Genomic DNA, 18,998 nt, shown 5'->3' on the forward strand with positions numbered 1-18,998 from the left:
CCGAGGAACAGACCCTTGCCGGCGTCGTCGTCGACCACGCCAAGGACCCCGGCCGGGCCCCCGCCGGACGCGGCCTGATCACTCTCGTGGCCGGTCCGCGCCGCGTCCCCGAACTGCTGGACGCGACCTCGGACGAGGCCGCCGACCTGCTCGTCCAGGCCGCCGAACGCTACGTCCCCGGCATCGGCGGCGCCCGCCGCCACCACTTCACCCACACCTTCCGCCACGGCCTGCCCGAAGCCACCCCGCAAGCCCTCGGCGAACGCGCCGGCTTCCTGGCCCGGCCGGTGCGCGCGGTGGAGTACGCCGGCGACTGGGTGATGCTCCGGCCCGCCTCCGAAGGCGCCGTGCGCGCGGGCGCGCTCGCCGCGTCCCGCGTCCTGAGCAGGCTCGGACGGCACCGCCCGGCCGGCCCCGACCGCGTGGAGGACCCCGTTGCGACCGCATGACATGGGCACCCTGTTCGACGAGGCCGCGGCGACCGGCGCCCCGACCGTCGTCCACCTGGACCGGCCCTTCGACATCGCCCCGCACGGCGGAACGCGCTGGACCCTCCCCGAACTCGCCCAGCTGGTACGCGCCACCGCCGCCCGGCTGGCCGCCGCCGGAGTGCGGCCCGGCGACCGCGTGGCGATCGTGAAGGACGGCCACTGGGACTACGAGCTGCTCGGCTGCGCCGTGGTCCGGCTCGGCGCCGTCCCCGCGCTGCTGTCCGCCCGGCTGGACACCGCGGACCTGCTCACCCTGCTCGACCGGCTCCGGCCCGCCGCGCTGGTCACCACCTCCGCACTGCTCGCCCGCTGCCGGGACGGCGCGGCACCCGCTCCGGCCCCGGTCCTCGTCACCCTCGACGCCGCCCCACCCGGCGCGGCCCGATCTCCGGCGGCGGCAGCAGCCCCTTGCTCCCGTAGAACCGCACGGTGCGCACCGTCACCCCCGCCCGCGCGGCCAGCTCGTCGACGGTGAGGCTCATCTCCCCGGCATCGGTCGTCATGCGCAGCAGTATCGCTGTCACACCAGTGCTGTGAAACCCGTCGGCAGGGACCGGCGGCCGGCCGCCCCGGACCAGTCAGCCGCACCGGAACACGGGCACCTCGTCCGTGCGCACGGTGTGGTGAACATCATGTGGACGTCTGGGCGGATCGTGTGAGAAGTAACGCTCTGTGACCTAGGCCACCGCCAAATGCGGGAACCGTCTGCGAAGCTGCTGGCTTGGTCTGTACCGCGACTCATCGGGGTGGTGCGGGCCGAGCCCTGCACGACCCCCGGGCCCTCGCGGTCCGGGCGCACCAGGAAGTGGTACCACCCGTGAGCAAGGACGCCGTGGATTCGGCACAGGCCGCCGCCCGTACCGGGGCGGCCCAGACGCCCTCGGACGCGGGCGACGCCGGTTACAGCAAGGACCTCAAGGCCCGCCACGTCAACATGATCGCCATCGGCGGCGCCATCGGCACGGGGCTCTTCCTCGGCGCCGGAGGCCGTCTGCACAACGCGGGCCCGGCGCTCGCCCTGGCCTATCTGGTCTGCGGCATCTTCGCCTTCTTCGTCGTGCGCGCCCTGGGCGAGCTGGTCCTGTACCGGCCCTCCTCCGGCTCCTTCGTGAGCTACGCGCGCGAGTTCCTCGGCGAGAAGGGCGCCTACGTCGCCGGCTGGATGTACTTCCTGAACTGGTCGACCACCGGTATCGCCGACATCACCGCGATCGCGCTGTACACGCACTACTGGAGCTTCTTCACGCCCATCCCGCAGTGGGTCCTGGCGCTGATCGCGCTCGCGGTGGTGCTCACCGTGAACCTGATCTCGGTGAAGATCTTCGGCGAGATGGAGTTCTGGTTCGCGATCATCAAGGTCGCCACCCTGGTGGGCTTCATGTTCATCGGCATCTTCCTGCTGGCCACCCAGCACCACGTCGACGGCCACACCCCCGGCCTGAGCATGATCAGCGACCACGGCGGGATCTTCCCGCACGGCATGATGCCGGTCGTCCTCGTCATGCAGGGCGTGATCTTCGCGTACGCCGCGCTGGAGCTGGTCGGCGTGGCCGCCGGTGAGACCGAGCAGCCGGAGAAGGTCGTCCCGCGCGCGGTGAACTCGATCATGTGGCGTGTCGGCCTCTTCTACGTCGGCTCGGTCGTCCTCCTCGCCCTGCTGCTGCCGGGCTCGGTGTACTCCGCCGACCAGAGCCCCTTCGTGACGGTCCTGTCCAAGATCGGCGTGCCGGCGGCCGGCGACGTGATGAACCTCGTGGTGCTCACCGCCGCCATGTCCTCGCTGAACTCCGGCCTGTACTCCACCGGCCGCATCCTGCGCTCCATGGCCATGGCGGGCTCCGCGCCCAAGTTCACCCGCGTGATGAGCCGCAGCCAGGTGCCCTACGGCGGCATCCTGCTGACCTGCGGCATCTGCGTGCTCGGCGTCGGCCTGAACTACCTGGTGCCCAGCCAGGCCTTCGAGATCGTGCTGAACGTCGCCTCGCTCGGCATCATCAGCACCTGGGTGATCATCATGATCTGCCACGTGATCTTCGTCCGCCGGGCCCGCGCGGGCCTGGTCACCCGGCCGCACTTCCAGCTGAAGTTCTCCCCGGTCACCGAGATCGCCACCGTGGTCTTCCTGCTGGTCTGCCTCGGCATGATGTGGGACGACCACGAGGTCGGCCGCAAGACCCTGCTGCTCATCCCGGTGATCGCCGTCATGCTGGTCGCCGGCTGGTTCGGCGTCCGCCGCCGGGTGAACGTCGGCGGCGGCGAGGAACCGTCCACGGCGGCGAGGTAGCGGCTCAGCGCCGGCCGCCCGGCGGCGCCGTGCCCCCGTGCACCGCGTCGTCGTAGCGGCGCAGCACCAGCCGGGCGATCGCCTCATGGGCGCCGAGCGGTGGGGCGGTGACGCAGGCGCCCGCCGCGGCGGCCCGGCCGCCGAAGAAGCCGGGAGCCATCAGATAGCGGGCCACCGCGACCCTGCGGTGGCCGCGCCGCCGCAGCTCGGCCACCGCCTCGGCGGGGTCCGGCGGCCAGATCGCCGGACTGGTGGGCGCGTACGGCAACGTCGGCGGCATCGTCCTCACCTCGGTGCTCGTCTTCACCGGGGGCGATGTGCGCCTGCTGTTCCTCGCCGTCGCGGTGTGCACGGCGGCCATGGCCCTGCTGACCGTGTGGCTGCCGGAGCCACGGGGCACGACGGGGACGGCCGCCGCCTCCGCGTCGCCGGTCCCGCGCGAGTCGCCCGCCGGCCTGCGCGCCGGGACCCGCGCGGCGCGGCCGTGACCCCCCGCGGGCAGGCTGCGAGCGGCACGGCCGTCCCGGCCCGCCGCCCGCCCGCGGGGCCGGGACGCGAACCGCGGGGATCAGCGGCCGTGCCCCCCGTGCGCCGCCTCGATCTTCTTCCACGACTTCGGCTGAGGCACCGCCTTGCCCGCCGTACCCGCCGCCGCGAAGGAGCGGACCGCGCCCACCGCCGGCTTCGACCGCTGGTACAGCCAGGTGTCGAAGAGGCCCGCGAGCGGCTTGCCGGAGATCTGCTCGGCGTACTTCTCGAAGTCGGCCACGGAGGCGTTGCCGTAGGCGTGGCTCTTGGGCCAGCCCTTCAGGATGCGGAAGAAGGCGGTGTCGCCGACCTCGTCGCGCAGCGCCTGGATGGCCGCCGCGCCCCGGTCGTAGACCGCGTCGTCGAACTGGTCGTCCGCGCCCGGGTCACCCGGCGCCACCGTCCAGAAGGGGTCGTCGGCCGGATGCGAGGCGTAGACGTGGTCGGCGAGCTCCTGCGCCGTGCCCTCGCCCTCGTGCTCCGACCACAGCCACTGCGCGTACGTCGCGAAGCCCTCGTTGAGCCAGATGTCCTTCCAGCCCTTGACCGACACGTCGTCGCCGTACCACTGGTGGGCCAGCTCGTGCACGACCACCGAGGTGTTGGCGCCCTTCGCGAACTGCTTGGGGCTGTAGAAGACCCGCGTCTGCGTCTCCAGCGCGTACCCGGTGGTGGTGTTCGGGACGTAGCCGCCCGCCTCGGCGAACGGATACGGCCCGAAGTAGTTGCTCAGCCAGTCGACGATCTCCCCGGTGCGCTCCACGCTCGCCCGCGCGGCCCCGTCGTTGTCGCCGAGGTCCTTGCTGTAGGCGTTGAGGACCGGCACCCCCCGCTCGGAGGTGCCGGTGGTGATGTCGAATCTGCCGATCGCCAGGGTGGCCAGATAGGTCGCCTGCGGCTTGTCCTGCCGCCAGCTGTAGCGGGTCCAGCCCCGCTCCGAGCGGGTCGAGCGGAGCGTGCCGTTGGAGATGGCCTGGGTGCCGTCCGGCACGGCCACCGAGACGTCGTAGGTCGCCTTGTCGCTCGGGTGGTCGTTGCTCGGGAACCACCACCAGGCGGCCTCGGGCTCGTCCGCCGCGACCGCTCCGTCCGGCGTGCGGTGCCAGGTGTCGAAGCCGTAGGCGCTCTTCGTGGACGGCACTCCGCTGTAGCGGACCACGACCGTGACCGGCGTGCCCTTCGCCAGCGGGGTCCGCGGCGTGATCACCAGTTCGTGCTGCTCGGCGTGGCGGAACGCCGCCTTGGCGCCGTTGACCCGCACCTCGCTCACGTCCAGCAGGAAGTCCAGGTCGAAGCTGGACAGATCCTGGGTGGTGCGCGCCAGGATCGTCGCGGTGCCCTGCAACTCGTCCGTCTTCGGCTGGTAGCGCAGCCTCAGGTCGTAGTGCGAGACGTCGTAGCCGCCGTTGCCGTAGTACGGGTAGTAGGGGTCGCCGATGCCCGGCGCGCCGGGGGAGTAGCTCGCGGCCGATGCCGGGATCGCCAGCAGGAGGGAGGCCGCCGCCAGTGCGCCCGGCGCGATGATTCTGCGGTGCACGTCAGCTCCAAGTCGTCGGGACTACAAGTCCGTTCGGGGAACACTGTCCGGAGCCTATTCAGGCCCTGTGCCCCCTGGCCTGTCCATGACCCCCGCTGTCACACGATCGCCATTCGGCCGCAATCCGCCACCCGGATACCGTAGAGCCCTCTTCTGCGCGGGAGTTGGCGGGAGTACCGTCCGCGCATGCCGAACAGCACTCCTGTCCGCGGGCGCCCCCGCAGGCGGCTCACGCTCTGGCGAGCGTGCGCCGCCGCGGCCGTCGCCGCCCTCCTGGCCGCGTTCCTCACCCCGGCCGCCGCCCAGGCCGCGCCACCCCGCGAGAGCGAGCCCGTCTACTCCTACGCCCACGCCGTCCGCGAGTCCGTGTGGGTGGACACGGGCCTCGACGGGGACGGCGACGGACACACCGACCGGGTCGCCGCCGACATCGTCCGCCCCGCCGAACCCGCCCGCGCGGGCCGCAAGGTGCCGGTCGTCATGGACGCCAGCCCCTACTACTCCTGCTGCGGGCGCGGCAACGAGAGCCAGGTCAAGACGTACGACGCCGACGGCGGCATCGTCCGGATGCCGCTGTTCTACGACAACTACTTCGTGCCCCGCGGCTACGCCGTGGTCGGTGTCGACCTCGCCGGCACCAACCGCTCCGACGGCTGCGTCGACGTCGGCGGACGCTCCGACATCCGATCCGCCAAGGCCGTGATCGACTGGCTGGGCGGGCGCGCCACGGCCTACACCAGCCGCACCGGCACCCGGACCGTCAGGGCGACCTGGTCCGACGGCCGAACCGGCATGATCGGCAAGAGCTGGGACGGCACCATCGCCAACGGCGTCGCCGCCACCGGCGTCCGGGGCCTGAAGACGATCGTGCCGATCAGCGCCATCTCCTCCTGGTACGACTACTACTTCGCCCAGGGCGCCCCGCTCTACGACGGCGGCCCCGACGACCTCGCCGGCTACGTCGAGAGCGACGCGGCGCAGGCGCACTGCGCGGCCGAACAGAAGCGGCTCGCCGACGGCAGCCCGCGCAGCGGCGACTGGACCCCGCTGTGGACCGAGCGGGACTACGTGAAGGACGCGGCCAAGGTGCGCGCCAGTGTGTTCGTGGTCCAGGGGATGCAGGACCTCAACGTCCGCACCAAGCACTTCGGCCAGTGGTGGGACGCGCTGGCGGCCCACGGCGTCACGCGCAAGCTGTGGCTCTCCCAGACCGGGCACGTCGACCCGTTCGACTACCGGCGCGGCGCCTGGGTGGACACCCTGCACCGCTGGTTCGACCACGAACTCCTCGGCTACGACAACGGCATCGACCGCGAGCCGATGGCCGACGTCGAACGCCACCCCGGCCAGTGGGCCACCTCCACCACCTGGCCGCCCGCCGGCACCCGCGCCACCACCCTGCGCCCGGCCACCGGCGCGCTTCCCGGTGTCGGCACCCTCGGCCTGCGCCCGGCCTCCGGCACCGAGACCTTCACCGACGACCCGCGGCTGAGCGAGACCGACTGGGCCGCGCACCTCGGCGAGACCACCCCGGAGAAGGCCGGTTTCGTCACCGCGCCGCTCACCCGCGACCTGCGCCTGTCCGGCTCCTCCCAGGTCACGGTCACCGCCGCGTCGTCCACCGCCTCGGCCCACCTGTCCGCGGTCCTGGTGGACGTCGGCCCGGACACCATCCGCGACTACGCCGACGCCGACGAGGGCATCACCACGCTGAAGAACCGCACCTGCTGGGGCGAGAGCACGGCCGGGGACAGCGCCTGCTACCTGGAGACCGCGGCGAAGACGGCCGACGTCGGCTACACGGTGTTCAGCCGCGGCTGGGCCGACCTCGGCCACCACGCCTCGCTCGACAAGGGCGTCCCGCTCACCCCGGGCAGGGCCTACACCATGACCCTCTCCCTGGCCGCCACCGACCACGTGATCCCCAAGGGCCACCGCCTCGCCCTGATCGTCGCGGGCACGGACCGCGACCTCATCGACCCGCCGTCCACCAGGCCGACCATCACGGTCCGGCTGGACGGCACCGCGGCCCGGCTGCCGCTGGTGGGCGGGGCCCAGGCCTTCGCCCGGGCCACGTCCGGCGCGGCGACGACGCCCGCACCGGCACCGCTGAAGGGCCTGCGCGCACCGCACACGGCCGGCCACGTCCCGGGCGACTGACCGCACGACTCCCGCACGGACGCGGGGCCGCGTCGTCCACGCGGTCCCGCGCCCGCCTGGGTCAGGCGGCGGGCGCCGGCACCAGCCCGGCCGCCTCCCGGGCACAGCCCCAGGCCACCGTCACCCCCGCGCCGCCGTGGCCGTACGAATGCACCACCGTCCGCCCGCCGGGCAACTCCTCCCGCTCCAGCCGTACCGCGTCCCGGTACGGCCGCAGCCCCACCCGATGGGCCAGGACCCGCGCCCCCGCGATCTCCGGCCGCACCCGCGCGCACCGGGCGACGATCTCCGCCGCCGTGGCCGGGTCCGGCTCCGTCGACCAGTCGTCCTCCTGCGCGGTACCGCCGAGGATCAGCCCGTACGGCTGCGGGATGAAGTACGCGGCGACCGGCGAGGAATGGTCGACGGAGGTGTAGTACGTGGTGATCCCGGGGTTCTCCACCAGCACCAGCTGCCCCCGCACCGGCCGCACGGCCGGATCGGGCACCAGCGCACGCGCCCCGAGCCCCGAGCAGTTGACCACCACGTCGGCGGGCACCTCGGCGAGCCGGGTCACCTCACGGGCCTCCACCGTGCCGCCCGCCCGCACCAGCCGGTCCCGCAGCCACGCCAGATGCGTCGGCATGTCGATCACCGGCAGCCGCGCCGCCAGCCCCTCCGGCACCGCCCGCAGGCCCGGCACCCGGCCCGCCCAGTCACCCAGCTCGTCCAGGCGCGCCCCCTGGTGGACGCCGTCGACCAGCCGTACGCCCGTCTCCCCGGGCCGCGCCGCCAGCTCCTCGTACACCGTGAGGGTCTCCAGCGCCCAGGCGCCGACCAGCCGCTCCGGTTCGATGCGGTACGGCCACCACAGCCCGCCGGCCACCGCCGACGTGGTCTCCTCGGCCCGCTCGCGCGCCCACACCCGTACCCGCCGCCCGGCCTCCGCGAGAACCACGGCCGTGGTCAGTCCGACGACCCCGCCGCCGACCACGATCACTTCGTCACCCGACCTGCTGTTCACACTGTCCACGCCTGGACCATAGGCCCCGCCCGGCCGTCCCCGGCAGAGCCCGGCGCACATCCGCTGACGTGGGGATACTCACAGGCGCCCGGCACCGGCGGGCGCGCGGGAAACCGGGCTGAGCGCCCGGCGCACTAGGATCTGCCTTCTGATGACTGCCACCCTCGTCGCCAAGAATCTCGCCGCCGGGCACGGCGACCGCTCGCTCTTCTCCGGACTCGACCTCGTCGTGGCACCCGGGGACGTGATCGGGCTGGTCGGTGCCAACGGCGCGGGCAAGTCCACCCTGTTGCGGATGCTCGCCGGACTCGTCCCGCCCGAGCAGGGCGAACTGCGGCTGTCCCCGCCCGCCGCGACCGTCGGCCATCTGCCGCAGGAACCCGAGCGCAGGCCGGGGGAGACCGTGCGGGAGTTCCTGGCCCGCCGCACCGGCGTCGCCGAGGCCCAGCGGACGATGGACGAGGCCACCCAGGCCCTGGTCGACGGCGCGCCCGGCGCGGACGACGCCTACGCGGCGAGCCTGGAGCGCTGGCTCGGGCTCGGCGGCGCCGACCTGGAGGAACGGGCGGAGGAGGTCGCCGACTCGCTCGGTCTCGCCGTCGACCTCGACCAGCCGATGACCTCGCTCTCCGGCGGCCAGGCGGCCCGCGCCGGCCTCGCCTCCCTCCTGCTCTCCCGCTACGACGTCTTCCTGCTGGACGAGCCCACCAACGACCTCGACCTCGACGGTCTGGAGCGTCTGGAGCGGTTCGTCGCCGGGCTGCGCGCGGGCACCGTCGTCGTCAGCCACGACCGCGAGTTCCTCACTCGCACGGTCACCAAGGTCGTCGAACTCGACCTGGCGCAGCGGCAGATCAACGTCTACGGCGGCGGCTACGAGGCCTATCTGGAGGAGCGCGAGGTGGGCCGGCGGCACGCGCGCGAGGAGTACGAGGAGTACGCCGACAAGAAGGCCGCCCTCCAGGACCGGGCGCAGATGCAGCGGACCTGGATGGACAAGGGCGTCAAGAACGCCCGCCGCAAGGCCGGCAACGACAACGACAAGATCGGCCGCAAGTTCCGCAGCGAGGCCAGCGAGAAGCAGGCCGCCAAGGCCCGGCAGACCCAGCGGATGATCGAGCGCCTGGAGGTGGTCGAGGAGCCGCGCAAGGAGTGGGAGCTGCGCATGGAGATCGCCGCCGCCCCGCGCTCGGGCGCCGTGGTGGCGACGCTGCGGGACGCCGAGGTCCGGCGCGGCGACTTCACCTTCGGGCCGGTCTCCCTGCAGATCGACTGGGCCGACCGGATCGCGGTCACCGGTGCCAACGGCGCGGGCAAGTCGACCCTGCTGGGCGCCCTGCTCGGGCGGGTCCCGCTGGACTTCGGGCACGCGGCCCTCGGTTCCGGCGTCCTCGTCGGCGAGGTCGACCAGGCCCGGGCCCTCTTCCACGGCCCCGAGGCCCTGCTCGACGCGTTCTGCGCCGCCGTCCCGGACACCGAGCCGGTGGAGGTGCGCACCCTGCTCGCCAAGTTCGGCCTCAAGTCGGAGCATGTGCTGCGCCCGGCCGCGACCCTGTCCCCGGGCGAGCGCACCCGCGCCGCCCTCGCCCTGCTCCAGGGCCGGGGCGTCAACCTCCTCGTGCTGGACGAGCCCACCAACCACCTCGACCTGCCCGCCATCGAGCAGCTGGAGTCCGCCCTGGACGCCTACTCGGGCACCCTCCTCCTGGTCACCCACGACCGCCGCATGCTGGACGCGGTCCGGGTGACCCGGCGCTGGGAGGTCGCCGCGGGCAAGGTGACCGAGCGCTGACGCCGGGCCCGGGGAGCACGACGGCGTTCCCGGGCCCGCCGCACCGCGCGCCGGATCAGGTGGCCGGCAGCACCTTCCAGGAGCCGGTGCCGGTGCCCCGGTCGCTGTAGGGGCTGGTGGAGACGGCGTACTTGGCACCGCCGCCCTGGTCGGAGACGCCGTTGGTGTCGAGGAAGCCGCCGTTGGCGGAACCGTAGTCGTTGAGCAGATGCACGATGTCGTCGGTGCGGATGTGGCCGTCGGTGGGCGAGGACGTCACACCGAAGATGTGCCACCTGCCGGTGCCCGGGCCGCGGTCCTTGGTGGCGGTCGCGGACACCTTGTACTTGGCGCCCTGCCGGCTGGAGACGCCGTTGGTGTCGAGGTAGGTGTGGTTGCCGTACTGGTTCACGAGGTAGACGACGTCCCCGCTGACGACGCGGGACCCGGTGGCCTTGCCGGTGGCGGAGACGACCCGCCACTTCGAGGTGGCCGGTCCGCGGCTGTCGGGCCGGTTGTTGGTGCTCACGTTGTAGGTGGCGCCCGGCTGGCTGGAGACGCCGTTGGTGTCGAGGTAGCCACCGTCGCCGCCGTACCGGTTCTGCAGCAGGATGACGGTGCCGTAGGTCAGTTCACCGCGGGCCGCTGCGCCGGTGGCCGTCGCCGGGGCGGCGAACGAGGCCGCCGTCGCGGCGAGGGCCGCGGCGGCCGTGCACGCCGCCAGGCGCTGCTTGGAAGTACGGAACACGGGTCCTCCCCATGGTTTCGCGTGCACGGGCATGCGCACAGGGCGAGTGTGGTGGGGACGGGGAGACACTGTGCCCACTTCACATGCTTCGTCGCGCCAAACCCCTCGATACGGGGAAAAGTCTGCTTCAGCCGATTCCTGCTGATGCCGGAGACGCGAAGAGGGGCCGAAGACGCGAAGAGGGGCCGGAGCCCGACCGGGCCCCGGCCCCTCACCCGTGAGGTGTCTCAGCGCTGCTTCGGGTCCAGCAGGCCCGCGCGGCGCAGCGCGTCGGCCATGGCGCTGTTGGCGGGGGCCTGCGCGGGACGGCCGCCCCGGTCGCCGCCGCCGCGGCCCTGCCGCCGGCCCTGGTCCGCCGCCTGGCCGCCGCCCTGCCGCTGCTGCGGCGGCCGGGCACCGCCGCGCTGCCGCCGGTCGCCGCCGCCCCGGCCCTGCGGGGCCGCCTCGTCGTCCAGCCGCAGGCTCAGCCCGATCCGCTTGCGCGGGATGTCCACGTCGAGGACCTTCACCTTGACGATGTCACCGGGCTTCACCACGTCCCGCGGGTCCTTGACGAACGTCTTGGACATCGCCGACACGTGCACCAGGCCGTCCTGGTGGACGCCGACGTCCACGAACGCGCCGAAGGCCGCCACGTTCGTCACCACACCCTCCAGCACCATCCCGGCGGACAGGTCGGAGATCTTCTCCACGCCCTCCTTGAAGGTGGCCGTCTTGAAGGCCGGCCGCGGGTCGCGGCCCGGCTTCTCCAGCTCCTTGAGGATGTCGCCGACGGTCGGCAGACCGAAGGTGTCGTCCACGAAGTCGGCCGGCCGCAGCGAGCGCAGCACACTCGTGTTGCCGATGAGGGAGGCCACCTCCTGGCCCGTGGTCTTCACCATGCGCCGCACCACCGGGTACGCCTCCGGGTGCACGCTGGAGGCGTCCAGCGGGTCGACGCCGTCGCGGATGCGCAGGAAGCCCGCGCACTGCTCGTACGCCTTCGGGCCGAGCCGCGCCACCTTCTTCAGCTCCGCGCGGGAGGTGAAGGGGCCGTTGGCGTCGCGGTGCGCCACGATGTTCTCCGCGAGCCCGGCGGAGATGCCCGACACCCGGGACAGCAGCGGCACGGAGGCGGTGTTGACGTCCACGCCGACGCCGTTCACACAGTCCTCGACCACCGCGTCCAGCGAGCGGGACAGCTTCACCTCGGACAGGTCGTGCTGGTACTGGCCGACACCGATGGACTTCGGGTCGATCTTCACCAGCTCGGCCAGCGGGTCCTGGAGGCGCCGGGCGATGGAGACCGCGCCGCGCAGCGACACGTCCATGTCCGGCAGCTCCTGGGAGGCGTACGCCGACGCCGAGTACACCGAGGCGCCGGCCTCCGACACCATCACCTTGGTGAGCTTCAACTCCGGGTGCTTGGCGATGAGTTCGGCGGCGAGCTTGTCGGTCTCGCGGGACGCCGTGCCGTTGCCGATCGCGACCAGCTCGACCGCGTGCTCCCGGGCGAGCCGCGCCAGCGTGGCGAGCGCCTCGTCCCACCGGTTGGCCGGCACGTGCGGGTGGATCACGTCCGTGGCGACGACCTTGCCGGTCGCGTCGACGACCGCGACCTTCACCCCCGTGCGGAAGCCGGGGTCCAGGCCGAGGGTGGCGCGGGTGCCGGCCGGGGCCGCGAGCAGCAGGTCGCGCAGGTTGGCCGCGAACACGTTCACCGCCTCGTCCTCGGCGGCCGTGCGCAGCCGCAGCCGCAGGTCGATGCCGAGGTGCACCAGGATGCGGGTGCGCCAGGCCCAGCGGACGGTGTCCTGGAGCCACTTGTCGGCAGGCCGGCCCCGGTCGGCGATCCCGAACCGGTGCGCGACGATGCCCTCGTACGACGAGGGGCCGTCGGTGGGCTCCTCCGGCTCCAGGACGAGGTCCAGCACCTCCTCCTTCTCGCCGCGCAGCATCGCCAGGACGCGGTGCGAGGGCAGCTCGGTGAACGGCTCGGCGAAGTCGAAGTAGTCGGCGAACTTGGCGCCCGCCTCCTCCTTGCCCTCGCGCACCTTGGCGGCCAGCCGCCCGCGCACCCACATGCGCTCGCGCAGTTCGCCGATCAGGTCGGCGTCCTCCGAGAACCGCTCGGTGAGGATCGCCCGCGCGCCCTCCAGGGCCGCCTGCGGATCGGCGACGCCCTTGTCCGCGTCCACGAACGCGGCGGCCGCCGCCGTCGGTTCCACCGACGGGTCGCTCAGCAGGCCCTCGGCCAGCGGCTCCAGCCCCGCCTCGCGGGCGATCTGCGCCTTGGTGCGCCGCTTGGGCTTGTACGGGAGGTAGATGTCCTCCAGCCGCGCCTTGGTCTCGGCGCCGCGGATGCGGGCCTCCAGCTCCTCGGTGAGCTTGCCCTGCTCGCGCACCGACTCCAGGATCGCGGCCCGCCGGTCCTCCAGCTCCCGCAGATAGCGCAGCCGCTCCTCGATCGTGCGCAGCTGCGCGTCGTCGAGCATCTCGGTCGCTTCCTTGCGGTAGCGGGCGATGAAGGGCACGGTCGAACCGCCGTCGAGCAGTTCCACCGCGGCCTTCACCTGCCGCTCCCGTACGCCGAGTTCCTCGGCGATCCTGCCTTCGATGGATCCTGCTTCGATGGACCCGGGTGTCGTCACGATCCCGTACCGCCTTCTCCACTGAGGTTGCGCGGCAATTGTGGCAGGTGACACCGGCGACCGGGGATCAGGGCGGCGCGTGGCGGGCCGCCGTGACACAGGGCGGGGCCGGGCAGGAAGCCTCCTGCCCGGCCCCGGTGCCGACGAGCCGTGGCTCAGTGCCAGTGGCCCCGGCGGCGGTCGCGGTCGTCGTGACGGCCGTCCCAGCCGGCGCGGTGGCCGTGGTCGCGCCACCGGTCGTCGTCCCGGCGCCGGCCCCACCGGTCGTCGTTCCGGTGGTGTCCCCACCGGTCGTCGTTCCGGTGGTGTCCCCACCGGTCGTCGTCCCGGCGGTGGCCCCACCGGCCGTCCGGTCCCGGGAAGCCGTGCCGCGCGTCGTCGGCGGAGACCGCCTGGAGCGGACGGGCCGACGGCCGGTCGGCGGCGGCGGCGGGCAGTGCCGCCGCGCCCGCCAGGGCGGCGGCCAGCACACCGGCGGCGGTCAGCCGGCGGACAGAAGCAAGAACGGACACGAGGTCCCCCTTCACAAGGTGTGTGGTGCGGGTGGCGACCGGTGGGCCGCACGCCCACACCCTGCGCCCCGCACCCCGGCGCCGACGGCGGACGCGCGGGTGCCATGACGGAGACGAGAGACTTCTGTAACAGTCGCCTGTAGCAACCATTCATGCCCTGAAAGCCCCGTCTTGCTGCGGAATCGGGCCTTTTCGCCCCCATGTCCTCACCCGAAAGTGAGTAACGGCCCGCTGCGCCGCCCGGGCGCGTCCGTACGGTGCGTCAGCGATCCAGCGGCGGCAGGCCCGCCAGCCCGGTCTCGGAGAAGATCCGCGCCACCGTCTCGGCCAGTCCGCTCTCGGCCCCGATGACCGTCTCCACCCCGCCGGGCAGCAGATCGAGCGGCCGGTACCACTCCCGCAGCAGGTCCTCGCCGACGTCGTCCGCGATCGGCTTGGTCGCATGGCGGGCCAGCGTCTCGGCGAAGGGCACGTCCAGGTAGTAGCCGTACGTCGGCCCGCGGTGGTCGGCGCGCAGCCGGGCGAGCATCGGGCCGTAGTGCCCGGCGTACAGGATGCCCTCGACGACGACGTGGTACCCGGCGTCCAGGGCGTAACGGGCGGTCAGCTCGATCAGGCCGATGTTCGCCGCCCCCGGCCGGTCCCGCTCGCGCAGCACGGTGCGGCGCAGATTGTCCTGGCCGACCAGCGCGAGGCCCCGCCCGAACCGCTCCCGCAGTCCGGCCGCGACCGACGACTTGCCCGAGGCGCTGTTGCCGCGCAGCACGATCAGCCGCGTCCGTTCGCTTCCCACCCGCACGCCCGCCACGTTGGTGGCCCGGCGCCGGCGCGTCATACGGGCGGGGTCCAGGTGAAGGCGGGCGCCCGGCGCTCCAGGAAGGCGGCCACGCCCTCCGCGGTGTCGCCGCTGCGGCGCGCCTGCTCCGCCCAGTGCGCCTCCCGGTCGGTGCGGCCGTCGGCGAACTCCTTCGCGGCGGCCTGGGTGAGCTGGGAACGGGAGACGAGGGTGCGGGTCAACTCGGCGAGGCGCTTGTCGAGTTCGCCCTCGGGCAGCACCTCGTCCACCAGGCCGGTGCGCAGCGCGCGCCCGGAGTCGATCAACTCGGCCGTGAACAACAGGTACTTGGCGGTGGCCGGGCCGACCAGCGACACCAGCCGGCGGGTCGCGGACGCGGCGTAGACGATGCCGAGCCGCGCCGGGGTCACCCCGAACAGGGCGCCGTCCTCGGCCAGTCGGAGGTCGCAGGCCGCCGCGAGCTGCACGCCGCCGCCCACGCAGTGCCCGCGCACCGCGGCGACCGTCGGCTTCGGGAACGCGGCCAGCGCCTCCTCCGCCGCCACCGCGAGCCCCTGCGCCGGGTCGGACGACCCCTTCAGGCTGGAGATGTCCGCGCCCGCGCAGAAGGTCCTGCCCTCGCCGGTCAGCACCAGCGCCCGTACCCCGGGATCGCGGGCGAACCCCTCCAGCAGCGGCGGCAGGGACCGCCACATGCCGGCCGTCATGGCGTTGCGCTTGGCCGGGTTGCTGATCACGACCGTGGCGACGGAGTCGGTGACCTGGTGGCACAGCTGGGGCTCCATGCGCCGGATGCTATCCGCCCGCACCCTCGGTCACGACACCGCCTCGGACCGGGGACGGACGAGGGTCGGACGGGGCATCGGGGGGACGATGCCGGTGACGGGGGCCGTCGTATCGTCGGTCTGGTCGGCGAGCAGCGGGGGGTCCGAACCGGTCCGACACGTGACGTTGTCATACGCACTCGGTCAGAAAGCGCCCGATACCCGGTGACTTGTGGTCAGGTCCGCGGGGCGGGGCCGGTCGTTACCAACACTCGACGTGTGGTGACAATCGAGCGCGAGGGTGGCGACCGGACGATGGACAACCACGGGCGCGGGTACGACCCGGGCCCAACGGGGGGCGCCACGCCCCACCCACTGCCCTACGAGGGCGTCTGGCGGTTCACCGCGGCCGCGGTGGACGCCTCGGTCCCGCAGGCCCGGCACGCCGTGCGGGACCTGCTGCTGCGCCAGGGCGTGCCGGTCTCCGACGACCTGGCGCACGGACTGCTGCTGATCGTCTCCGAACTGGTCACGAACGCGGTGAAGCACGCCGCGCTGCTCTCGCCCGTGCTGGCCGTGGAGGTCGCCGTCGGCGCCGAGTGGGTGCGGGTGTCCGTGGAGGACGGCCACCCCTACCGTCCGACGGCCCTGGAGGCCGACCACGGGCGGACCGGCGGCCGGGGACTGCTCCTGGTGCGCGAGGTGGCGCGGGAGGCCGGCGGGGTGCTCGACGTGGAGCACACGGCGAGCGGCGGCAAGGTGATCTGGGCCGCGCTGCCGCTCAAGCCCGTGCGGTGAACACCGGGCCCGCGCCGTGCGGCGCGGGCCCCCGGCTCAGGGTCACCAGCCCGCCGCGGCGCCCGTCAGCTCCCTGACCGCCGGACGGGCCGCGTCCAGCACCGTCATGAACCAGGCCGAGAACGTGTCCCGGGCATGCCGCTCGGCCAACTCCTCCGCCGTCACGAAGGCGGTCGCGGCGACCTCCTCCGGGTCCGGCGCGGGCGGCGTCTGCACCAGGCCGACGAACAGGTGGTTGTACTCCTGCTCCACCAGGCCCGAGGCCGGGTCCGGGTGGTTGTAGCGCACGGTGCCGGCCTCGGCCAGCAACGAGGGGGACACGCCCAGCTCCTCGTACGTGCGCCGGGCCGCCGCCGCGAACGGCGACTCGCCGGGGTAGGGGTGCCCGCAGCAGGTGTTGGACCACACGCCGGGGGAGTGGTACTTGCCGAGCGCCCGCTGCTGGAGCAGCAGCCGGCCCTGCTCGTCGAAGAGGAACACCGAGAACGCGCGGTGCAGCAGTCCCGGCGGCTGATGGGCGGCGAGCTTCTCCTCCGTACCGATCGTCACGCCCTTCTCGTCGACGAGTTCCAGCAAGATCGCCTGTGCGGTGCCGTTCGACGAGCTGTGCGTCGCGGTGGCAGGTGTGATCGGCATACCCATCCTTCGCCTCGGTCTTCGCACCCCAAGTCTGCCGTACGAATCCGGCACTCCCGGCACTTCCCGCACACTCGCATGTCAGCGCGGGTGCACGGCACCGGAAGGGGGACCGGTAGATCATCGTGCCCTGAGCCCGGCGGAGGGAACCGTCGGGGTGTCCGCGAACGAATGAGCGGCCTCGGTGAGGGGGCCGGCCGGCGGGCACCGTCGGGGCTCAGTGGCAGAGCCGGGCCTCGTGCTCCGCGTGTCCGCCCGGCTCCAGCTGGAAGGTGCAGTGCTCGACGTCGAAGTGGGTGCCGATGCAGCCCTGGAGTTCGTGCAGCATCTTCTCGTGCCCGATGGCGTTCAGCGCCTCCGTGCTGACCACCACGTGGGCGGAGAGGACCGGCATGCCCGAGGTGATCGTCCAGGCGTGCAGGTCGTGGACGTCCTCGACGCCGTCCAGCTCCAGGATGTGCGCCCGCACCTCCGCCATGTCGACGTTCTTCGGGGCCGCCTCCAGCAGCACGTCCAATGTCTCCCGCAGCAGCTTGATCGTCCTCGGCACGATCATCAGCCCGATGGCGAGGGAGGCGATCGGGTCGGCGGCCTGGAAGCCTGTGAGCAGGATCACCGCGGCCGAGATCATCACCGCCACCGAGCCCAGCGCGTCGGCGGCCACCTCCAGGAAGGCGCCGCGCACGTTCAGGCTCTCCTGCTGACCGCGCATCAGCAGGGTGAGCGAGACCGAGTTGGCGACCAGGCCGATCAGACCGAACACGATCATCAGGCCGCCGCGGGTGTCGGCGGGCGTGACGAACCGCTGGACCGCCTCGTACAGGACGTAGCCGCCGACGCCGAGCAGCAGCAGGCAGTTGGCCAGGGCGGCGAGGATCTCGGCGCGGGCGTAGCCGAAGGTGCGGTTGGTGCTCGCCGGGCGGTTGGCGAAGTGGATCGCCAGCAGCGCCATGCCGAGGCCCACCGCGTCGGTCGCCATGTGGGCGGCGTCCGCGATCAGCGCGAGGGAGTCCGCGAGGAGGCCGCCGGTGATCTCCACCACCATGATCGTCAGCGTGATGCCCAGGGCGACCCGCAGTCTGCCCCGGTAGGCGGCCGCGGCCGTACCCGTGGGTGGCGCATGGGTGTGCGCGTGCCCGTGATCGTGCCCAGCCCCCATGACAACCGTCCTTCCGCGTTCGTCCGAAGGCCCAGTGAACTACGGGTGGGGGGTATCGGGCAACGCGGTACTGAACACCGTTGTCATGTGCCCTGACCTGCGGAAACGATCCGCTGGTCAGGGCGTTGCGGCTACCTGCGGTGGTGCAGCCGCCAGCCCTCCCAGGCCGAGCGCACCATCTCGCGCACATCGCGCCGGGCGCGCCAGCCGAGCTCCCGCGCGGCGCGCTCGGCCGAGCCGACGGCGCGCGGCGCGTCGCCCGGCCGGCGGGCCTCCACGACGGGCGCGCGGCGATCGCCGGTGACCTCCCCGATGACGGTGATCAGCTCGCGCACCGAGACGCCCTCGCCCCGGCCGATGTTCAGCGTCAGATCGCCGGGCCGCGTGCCCTCGGCGAGCCGCCGCGCCGCCGCCAGGTGTGCCTCGGCGAGGTCGGCCACGTGGATGTAGTCCCGCACGCAGGTGCCGTCCGGGGTGGGGTAGTCGTCACCGAAGATCCGCGGGGCCTCGTCGCGGGTGAGCCGGTCGAAGACCATCGGCACGATGTTGAACACGCCGGTGTCCGCGAGCTCCGGCGCGGCGGCGCCCGCCACGTTGAAGTACCGCAGGCACACGGTGGAGATCCCGTGCGCCCGCCCCGCCGCCCGCACCAGCCACTCGCCGGCCAGCTTGGTCTCGCCGTACGGGTTGACCGGCGCGCAGGGGGTGTCCTCGGTGATCAGGTCCACGTCCGGGTTGCCGTACACGGCGGCGGAGGAGGAGAACAGCAGCCGCTTGACGCCCGCCCCGGTCATCGCGTCCAGCAGCGTGGCCAGGCCGCCCACGTTCTCCCGGTAGTACCGGGTGGGATCGGCCACGGACTCGGCGACCTGCTTGCGCGCCGCGAGATGGACGACGCCGGTCACCCCGTACTGCGCGCAGACCTCCCGCAGCCGCGCGCCGTCCAGCGTCGAGCCCTCGACGAGCGGCACGCCGGCGGGCAGCCGCTCGGGCACGGCGGCCGACAGGTCGTCGAGCACGACGACCTCCTCCCCGGCCCCGGCCATGCTCCGCGCCACATGCGCCCCGATATATCCGGCACCACCGGTGATCAGCCACGTCATGGCTCCCCACCCTATGCGGGCGCGGAGGTCCGGACTTTTCCGCGGTGCCCACGGCACGCGCACCGTGCCATCACCGCC

The 18,998-nt window shown here is 73.1% G+C and carries 17 protein-coding genes and 2 pseudogenes; 7 read left to right on the plus strand and 12 right to left on the minus strand.

Translation table 11 applies throughout. The features are described from left to right. Positions 1 to 449, plus strand: a 449-nt coding sequence (locus FRZ03_RS33875; RefSeq protein ID WP_146468955.1) for an FAD-dependent oxidoreductase, incomplete at its 5' end; no start/stop codon positions are given. Position 450: 1 nt separating this feature from the next. After that, positions 451 to 810, plus strand: a pseudogene (locus FRZ03_RS33880) (AMP-binding protein); the annotation flags it as partial. A gap of 46 nt (positions 811 to 856) precedes the next feature. Here the strand turns inward: FRZ03_RS33880 and FRZ03_RS40800 are convergent. Continuing rightward, positions 857 to 994: pseudogene (locus tag FRZ03_RS40800) on the minus strand (MerR family transcriptional regulator); the annotation flags it as partial. Between the two features lie 314 nt (positions 995 to 1,308). On the opposite strand from FRZ03_RS40800, the gene FRZ03_RS33885 reads away from it, so the two are divergent. Continuing rightward, entirely contained in the window at positions 1,309 to 2,775 is a 1,467-nt protein-coding gene (locus tag FRZ03_RS33885; RefSeq protein WP_146468898.1) for an amino acid permease, read from the plus strand. Between the two features lie 4 nt (positions 2,776 to 2,779). On the opposite strand, the gene FRZ03_RS33890 is transcribed toward FRZ03_RS33885, so the two are convergent. Continuing rightward, the gene (locus FRZ03_RS33890) at positions 2,780 to 3,055 is read right to left on the minus strand and encodes a hypothetical protein (protein WP_146468899.1); all 276 of its coding nucleotides are present in this window, start codon (positions 3,053 to 3,055) and stop codon (positions 2,780 to 2,782) included. Here FRZ03_RS33890 and FRZ03_RS33895 point away from each other — a divergent pair. Then, positions 3,027 to 3,263 (plus strand): hypothetical protein, encoded by a 237-nt coding sequence (locus tag FRZ03_RS33895; protein WP_146468900.1) that lies wholly within the window; start codon positions 3,027 to 3,029, stop codon positions 3,261 to 3,263. The two genes, FRZ03_RS33890 and FRZ03_RS33895, sit on opposite strands and share 29 nt — an antisense overlap. 80 nt (positions 3,264 to 3,343) lie before the next feature. On the opposite strand, the gene FRZ03_RS33900 is transcribed toward FRZ03_RS33895, so the two are convergent. Continuing rightward, positions 3,344 to 4,840 carry a M1 family metallopeptidase gene (locus tag FRZ03_RS33900; RefSeq protein ID WP_146468901.1) on the minus strand — a complete coding sequence of 499 codons (1,497 nt, stop codon included), beginning with the start codon at positions 4,838 to 4,840 and terminating at the stop codon, positions 3,344 to 3,346. 186 nt (positions 4,841 to 5,026) lie between these two features. On the opposite strand from FRZ03_RS33900, the gene FRZ03_RS33905 reads away from it, so the two are divergent. Further along, positions 5,027 to 7,000 (plus strand): Xaa-Pro dipeptidyl-peptidase, encoded by a 1,974-nt coding sequence (locus tag FRZ03_RS33905; protein ID WP_146468902.1) that lies wholly within the window; start codon positions 5,027 to 5,029, stop codon positions 6,998 to 7,000. Positions 7,001 to 7,061: 61 nt separating this feature from the next. Here FRZ03_RS33905 and FRZ03_RS33910 read toward each other — a convergent pair whose 3' ends face one another. Next, a complete protein-coding gene (locus FRZ03_RS33910) occupies positions 7,062 to 7,979 on the minus strand; it encodes an FAD-dependent oxidoreductase (protein WP_146468956.1) in 918 nt (305 codons plus the stop codon). A gap of 175 nt (positions 7,980 to 8,154) precedes the next feature. Between FRZ03_RS33910 and FRZ03_RS33915 the strand changes: the two genes are divergently transcribed. Then, entirely contained in the window at positions 8,155 to 9,795 is a 1,641-nt protein-coding gene (locus FRZ03_RS33915; protein WP_146468903.1) for an ABC-F family ATP-binding cassette domain-containing protein, read from the plus strand. Between the two features lie 55 nt (positions 9,796 to 9,850). Here the strand turns inward: FRZ03_RS33915 and FRZ03_RS33920 are convergent, their stop codons facing one another. From FRZ03_RS33920 to FRZ03_RS33940, 5 genes are all read right to left on the minus strand, one after another. Further along, positions 9,851 to 10,522, minus strand: coding sequence for a hypothetical protein (locus FRZ03_RS33920; protein WP_261399465.1), 672 nt, complete (start codon positions 10,520 to 10,522; stop codon positions 9,851 to 9,853). 227 nt (positions 10,523 to 10,749) lie between these two features. After that, entirely contained in the window at positions 10,750 to 13,152 is a 2,403-nt protein-coding gene (locus FRZ03_RS33925) for a Tex family protein (RefSeq protein ID WP_146468904.1), read from the minus strand. Positions 13,153 to 13,307: 155 nt separating this feature from the next. After that, the gene (locus FRZ03_RS33930; RefSeq protein ID WP_186785773.1) at positions 13,308 to 13,664 is read right to left on the minus strand and encodes a hypothetical protein; all 357 of its coding nucleotides are present in this window, start codon (positions 13,662 to 13,664) and stop codon (positions 13,308 to 13,310) included. Between the two features lie 262 nt (positions 13,665 to 13,926). Continuing rightward, complete coding sequence (locus FRZ03_RS33935; RefSeq protein WP_186785774.1) at positions 13,927 to 14,499, minus strand: kinase; 573 nt, start codon at positions 14,497 to 14,499, stop codon at positions 13,927 to 13,929. After that, positions 14,496 to 15,245 (minus strand): enoyl-CoA hydratase/isomerase family protein, encoded by a 750-nt coding sequence (locus FRZ03_RS33940; protein WP_146468906.1) that lies wholly within the window; start codon positions 15,243 to 15,245, stop codon positions 14,496 to 14,498. Before FRZ03_RS33940 ends, FRZ03_RS33935 begins: the two co-directional genes overlap by 4 nt. Positions 15,246 to 15,539: 294 nt before the next feature. Here FRZ03_RS33940 and FRZ03_RS33945 point away from each other — a divergent pair, with 294 nt between their 5' ends. Beyond that, complete coding sequence (locus FRZ03_RS33945; protein ID WP_146468959.1) at positions 15,540 to 16,022, plus strand: ATP-binding protein; 483 nt, start codon at positions 15,540 to 15,542, stop codon at positions 16,020 to 16,022. 42 nt (positions 16,023 to 16,064) lie between these two features. Here FRZ03_RS33945 and idi read toward each other — a convergent pair whose 3' ends face one another. The 3 genes from idi to galE form a co-directional block, all read right to left on the minus strand. Then, on the minus strand, positions 16,065 to 16,658 hold the full coding sequence (idi, locus tag FRZ03_RS33950; protein ID WP_146468907.1) for an isopentenyl-diphosphate Delta-isomerase: 594 nt from the start codon (positions 16,656 to 16,658) through the stop codon (positions 16,065 to 16,067). Positions 16,659 to 16,875: 217 nt separating this feature from the next. Next, complete coding sequence (locus tag FRZ03_RS33955) at positions 16,876 to 17,817, minus strand: cation diffusion facilitator family transporter (RefSeq protein WP_146468908.1); 942 nt, start codon at positions 17,815 to 17,817, stop codon at positions 16,876 to 16,878. Between the two features lie 131 nt (positions 17,818 to 17,948). Next, a complete protein-coding gene (gene galE, locus FRZ03_RS33960) occupies positions 17,949 to 18,920 on the minus strand; it encodes a UDP-glucose 4-epimerase GalE (protein ID WP_146468909.1) in 972 nt (323 codons plus the stop codon). Positions 18,921 to 18,998: the final 78 nt, after the last annotated feature.

This window comes from Streptomyces misionensis (assembly GCF_007896895.1).
In the GTDB taxonomy this organism is placed as follows: Bacteria; Actinomycetota; Actinomycetes; order Streptomycetales; family Streptomycetaceae; genus Streptomyces; species Streptomyces misionensis_A.

What these genes read in the sequence shown, in the direction of transcription:
- FRZ03_RS33890 (WP_146468899.1), bottom strand. Translation starts at nt 3,055, where the DNA reads ATGCCGCCGACGTTGCCGTACGCGCCCACCAGTCCGGCGATCTGGCCG.
- FRZ03_RS33905 (WP_146468902.1), top strand. Translation starts at nt 5,027, where the DNA reads ATGCCGAACAGCACTCCTGTCCGCGGGCGCCCCCGCAGGCGGCTCACG.
- FRZ03_RS33915 (WP_146468903.1), top strand. Translation starts at nt 8,155, where the DNA reads ATGACTGCCACCCTCGTCGCCAAGAATCTCGCCGCCGGGCACGGCGAC.
- FRZ03_RS33935 (WP_186785774.1), bottom strand. Translation starts at nt 14,499, where the DNA reads ATGACGCGCCGGCGCCGGGCCACCAACGTGGCGGGCGTGCGGGTGGGA.
- FRZ03_RS33940 (WP_146468906.1), bottom strand. Translation starts at nt 15,245, where the DNA reads ATGGAGCCCCAGCTGTGCCACCAGGTCACCGACTCCGTCGCCACGGTC.
- FRZ03_RS33945 (WP_146468959.1), top strand. Translation starts at nt 15,540, where the DNA reads ATGGACAACCACGGGCGCGGGTACGACCCGGGCCCAACGGGGGGCGCC.
- idi (WP_146468907.1), bottom strand. Translation starts at nt 16,658, where the DNA reads ATGCCGATCACACCTGCCACCGCGACGCACAGCTCGTCGAACGGCACC.
- FRZ03_RS33955 (WP_146468908.1), bottom strand. Translation starts at nt 17,817, where the DNA reads ATGGGGGCTGGGCACGATCACGGGCACGCGCACACCCATGCGCCACCC.
- galE (WP_146468909.1), bottom strand. Translation starts at nt 18,920, where the DNA reads ATGACGTGGCTGATCACCGGTGGTGCCGGATATATCGGGGCGCATGTG.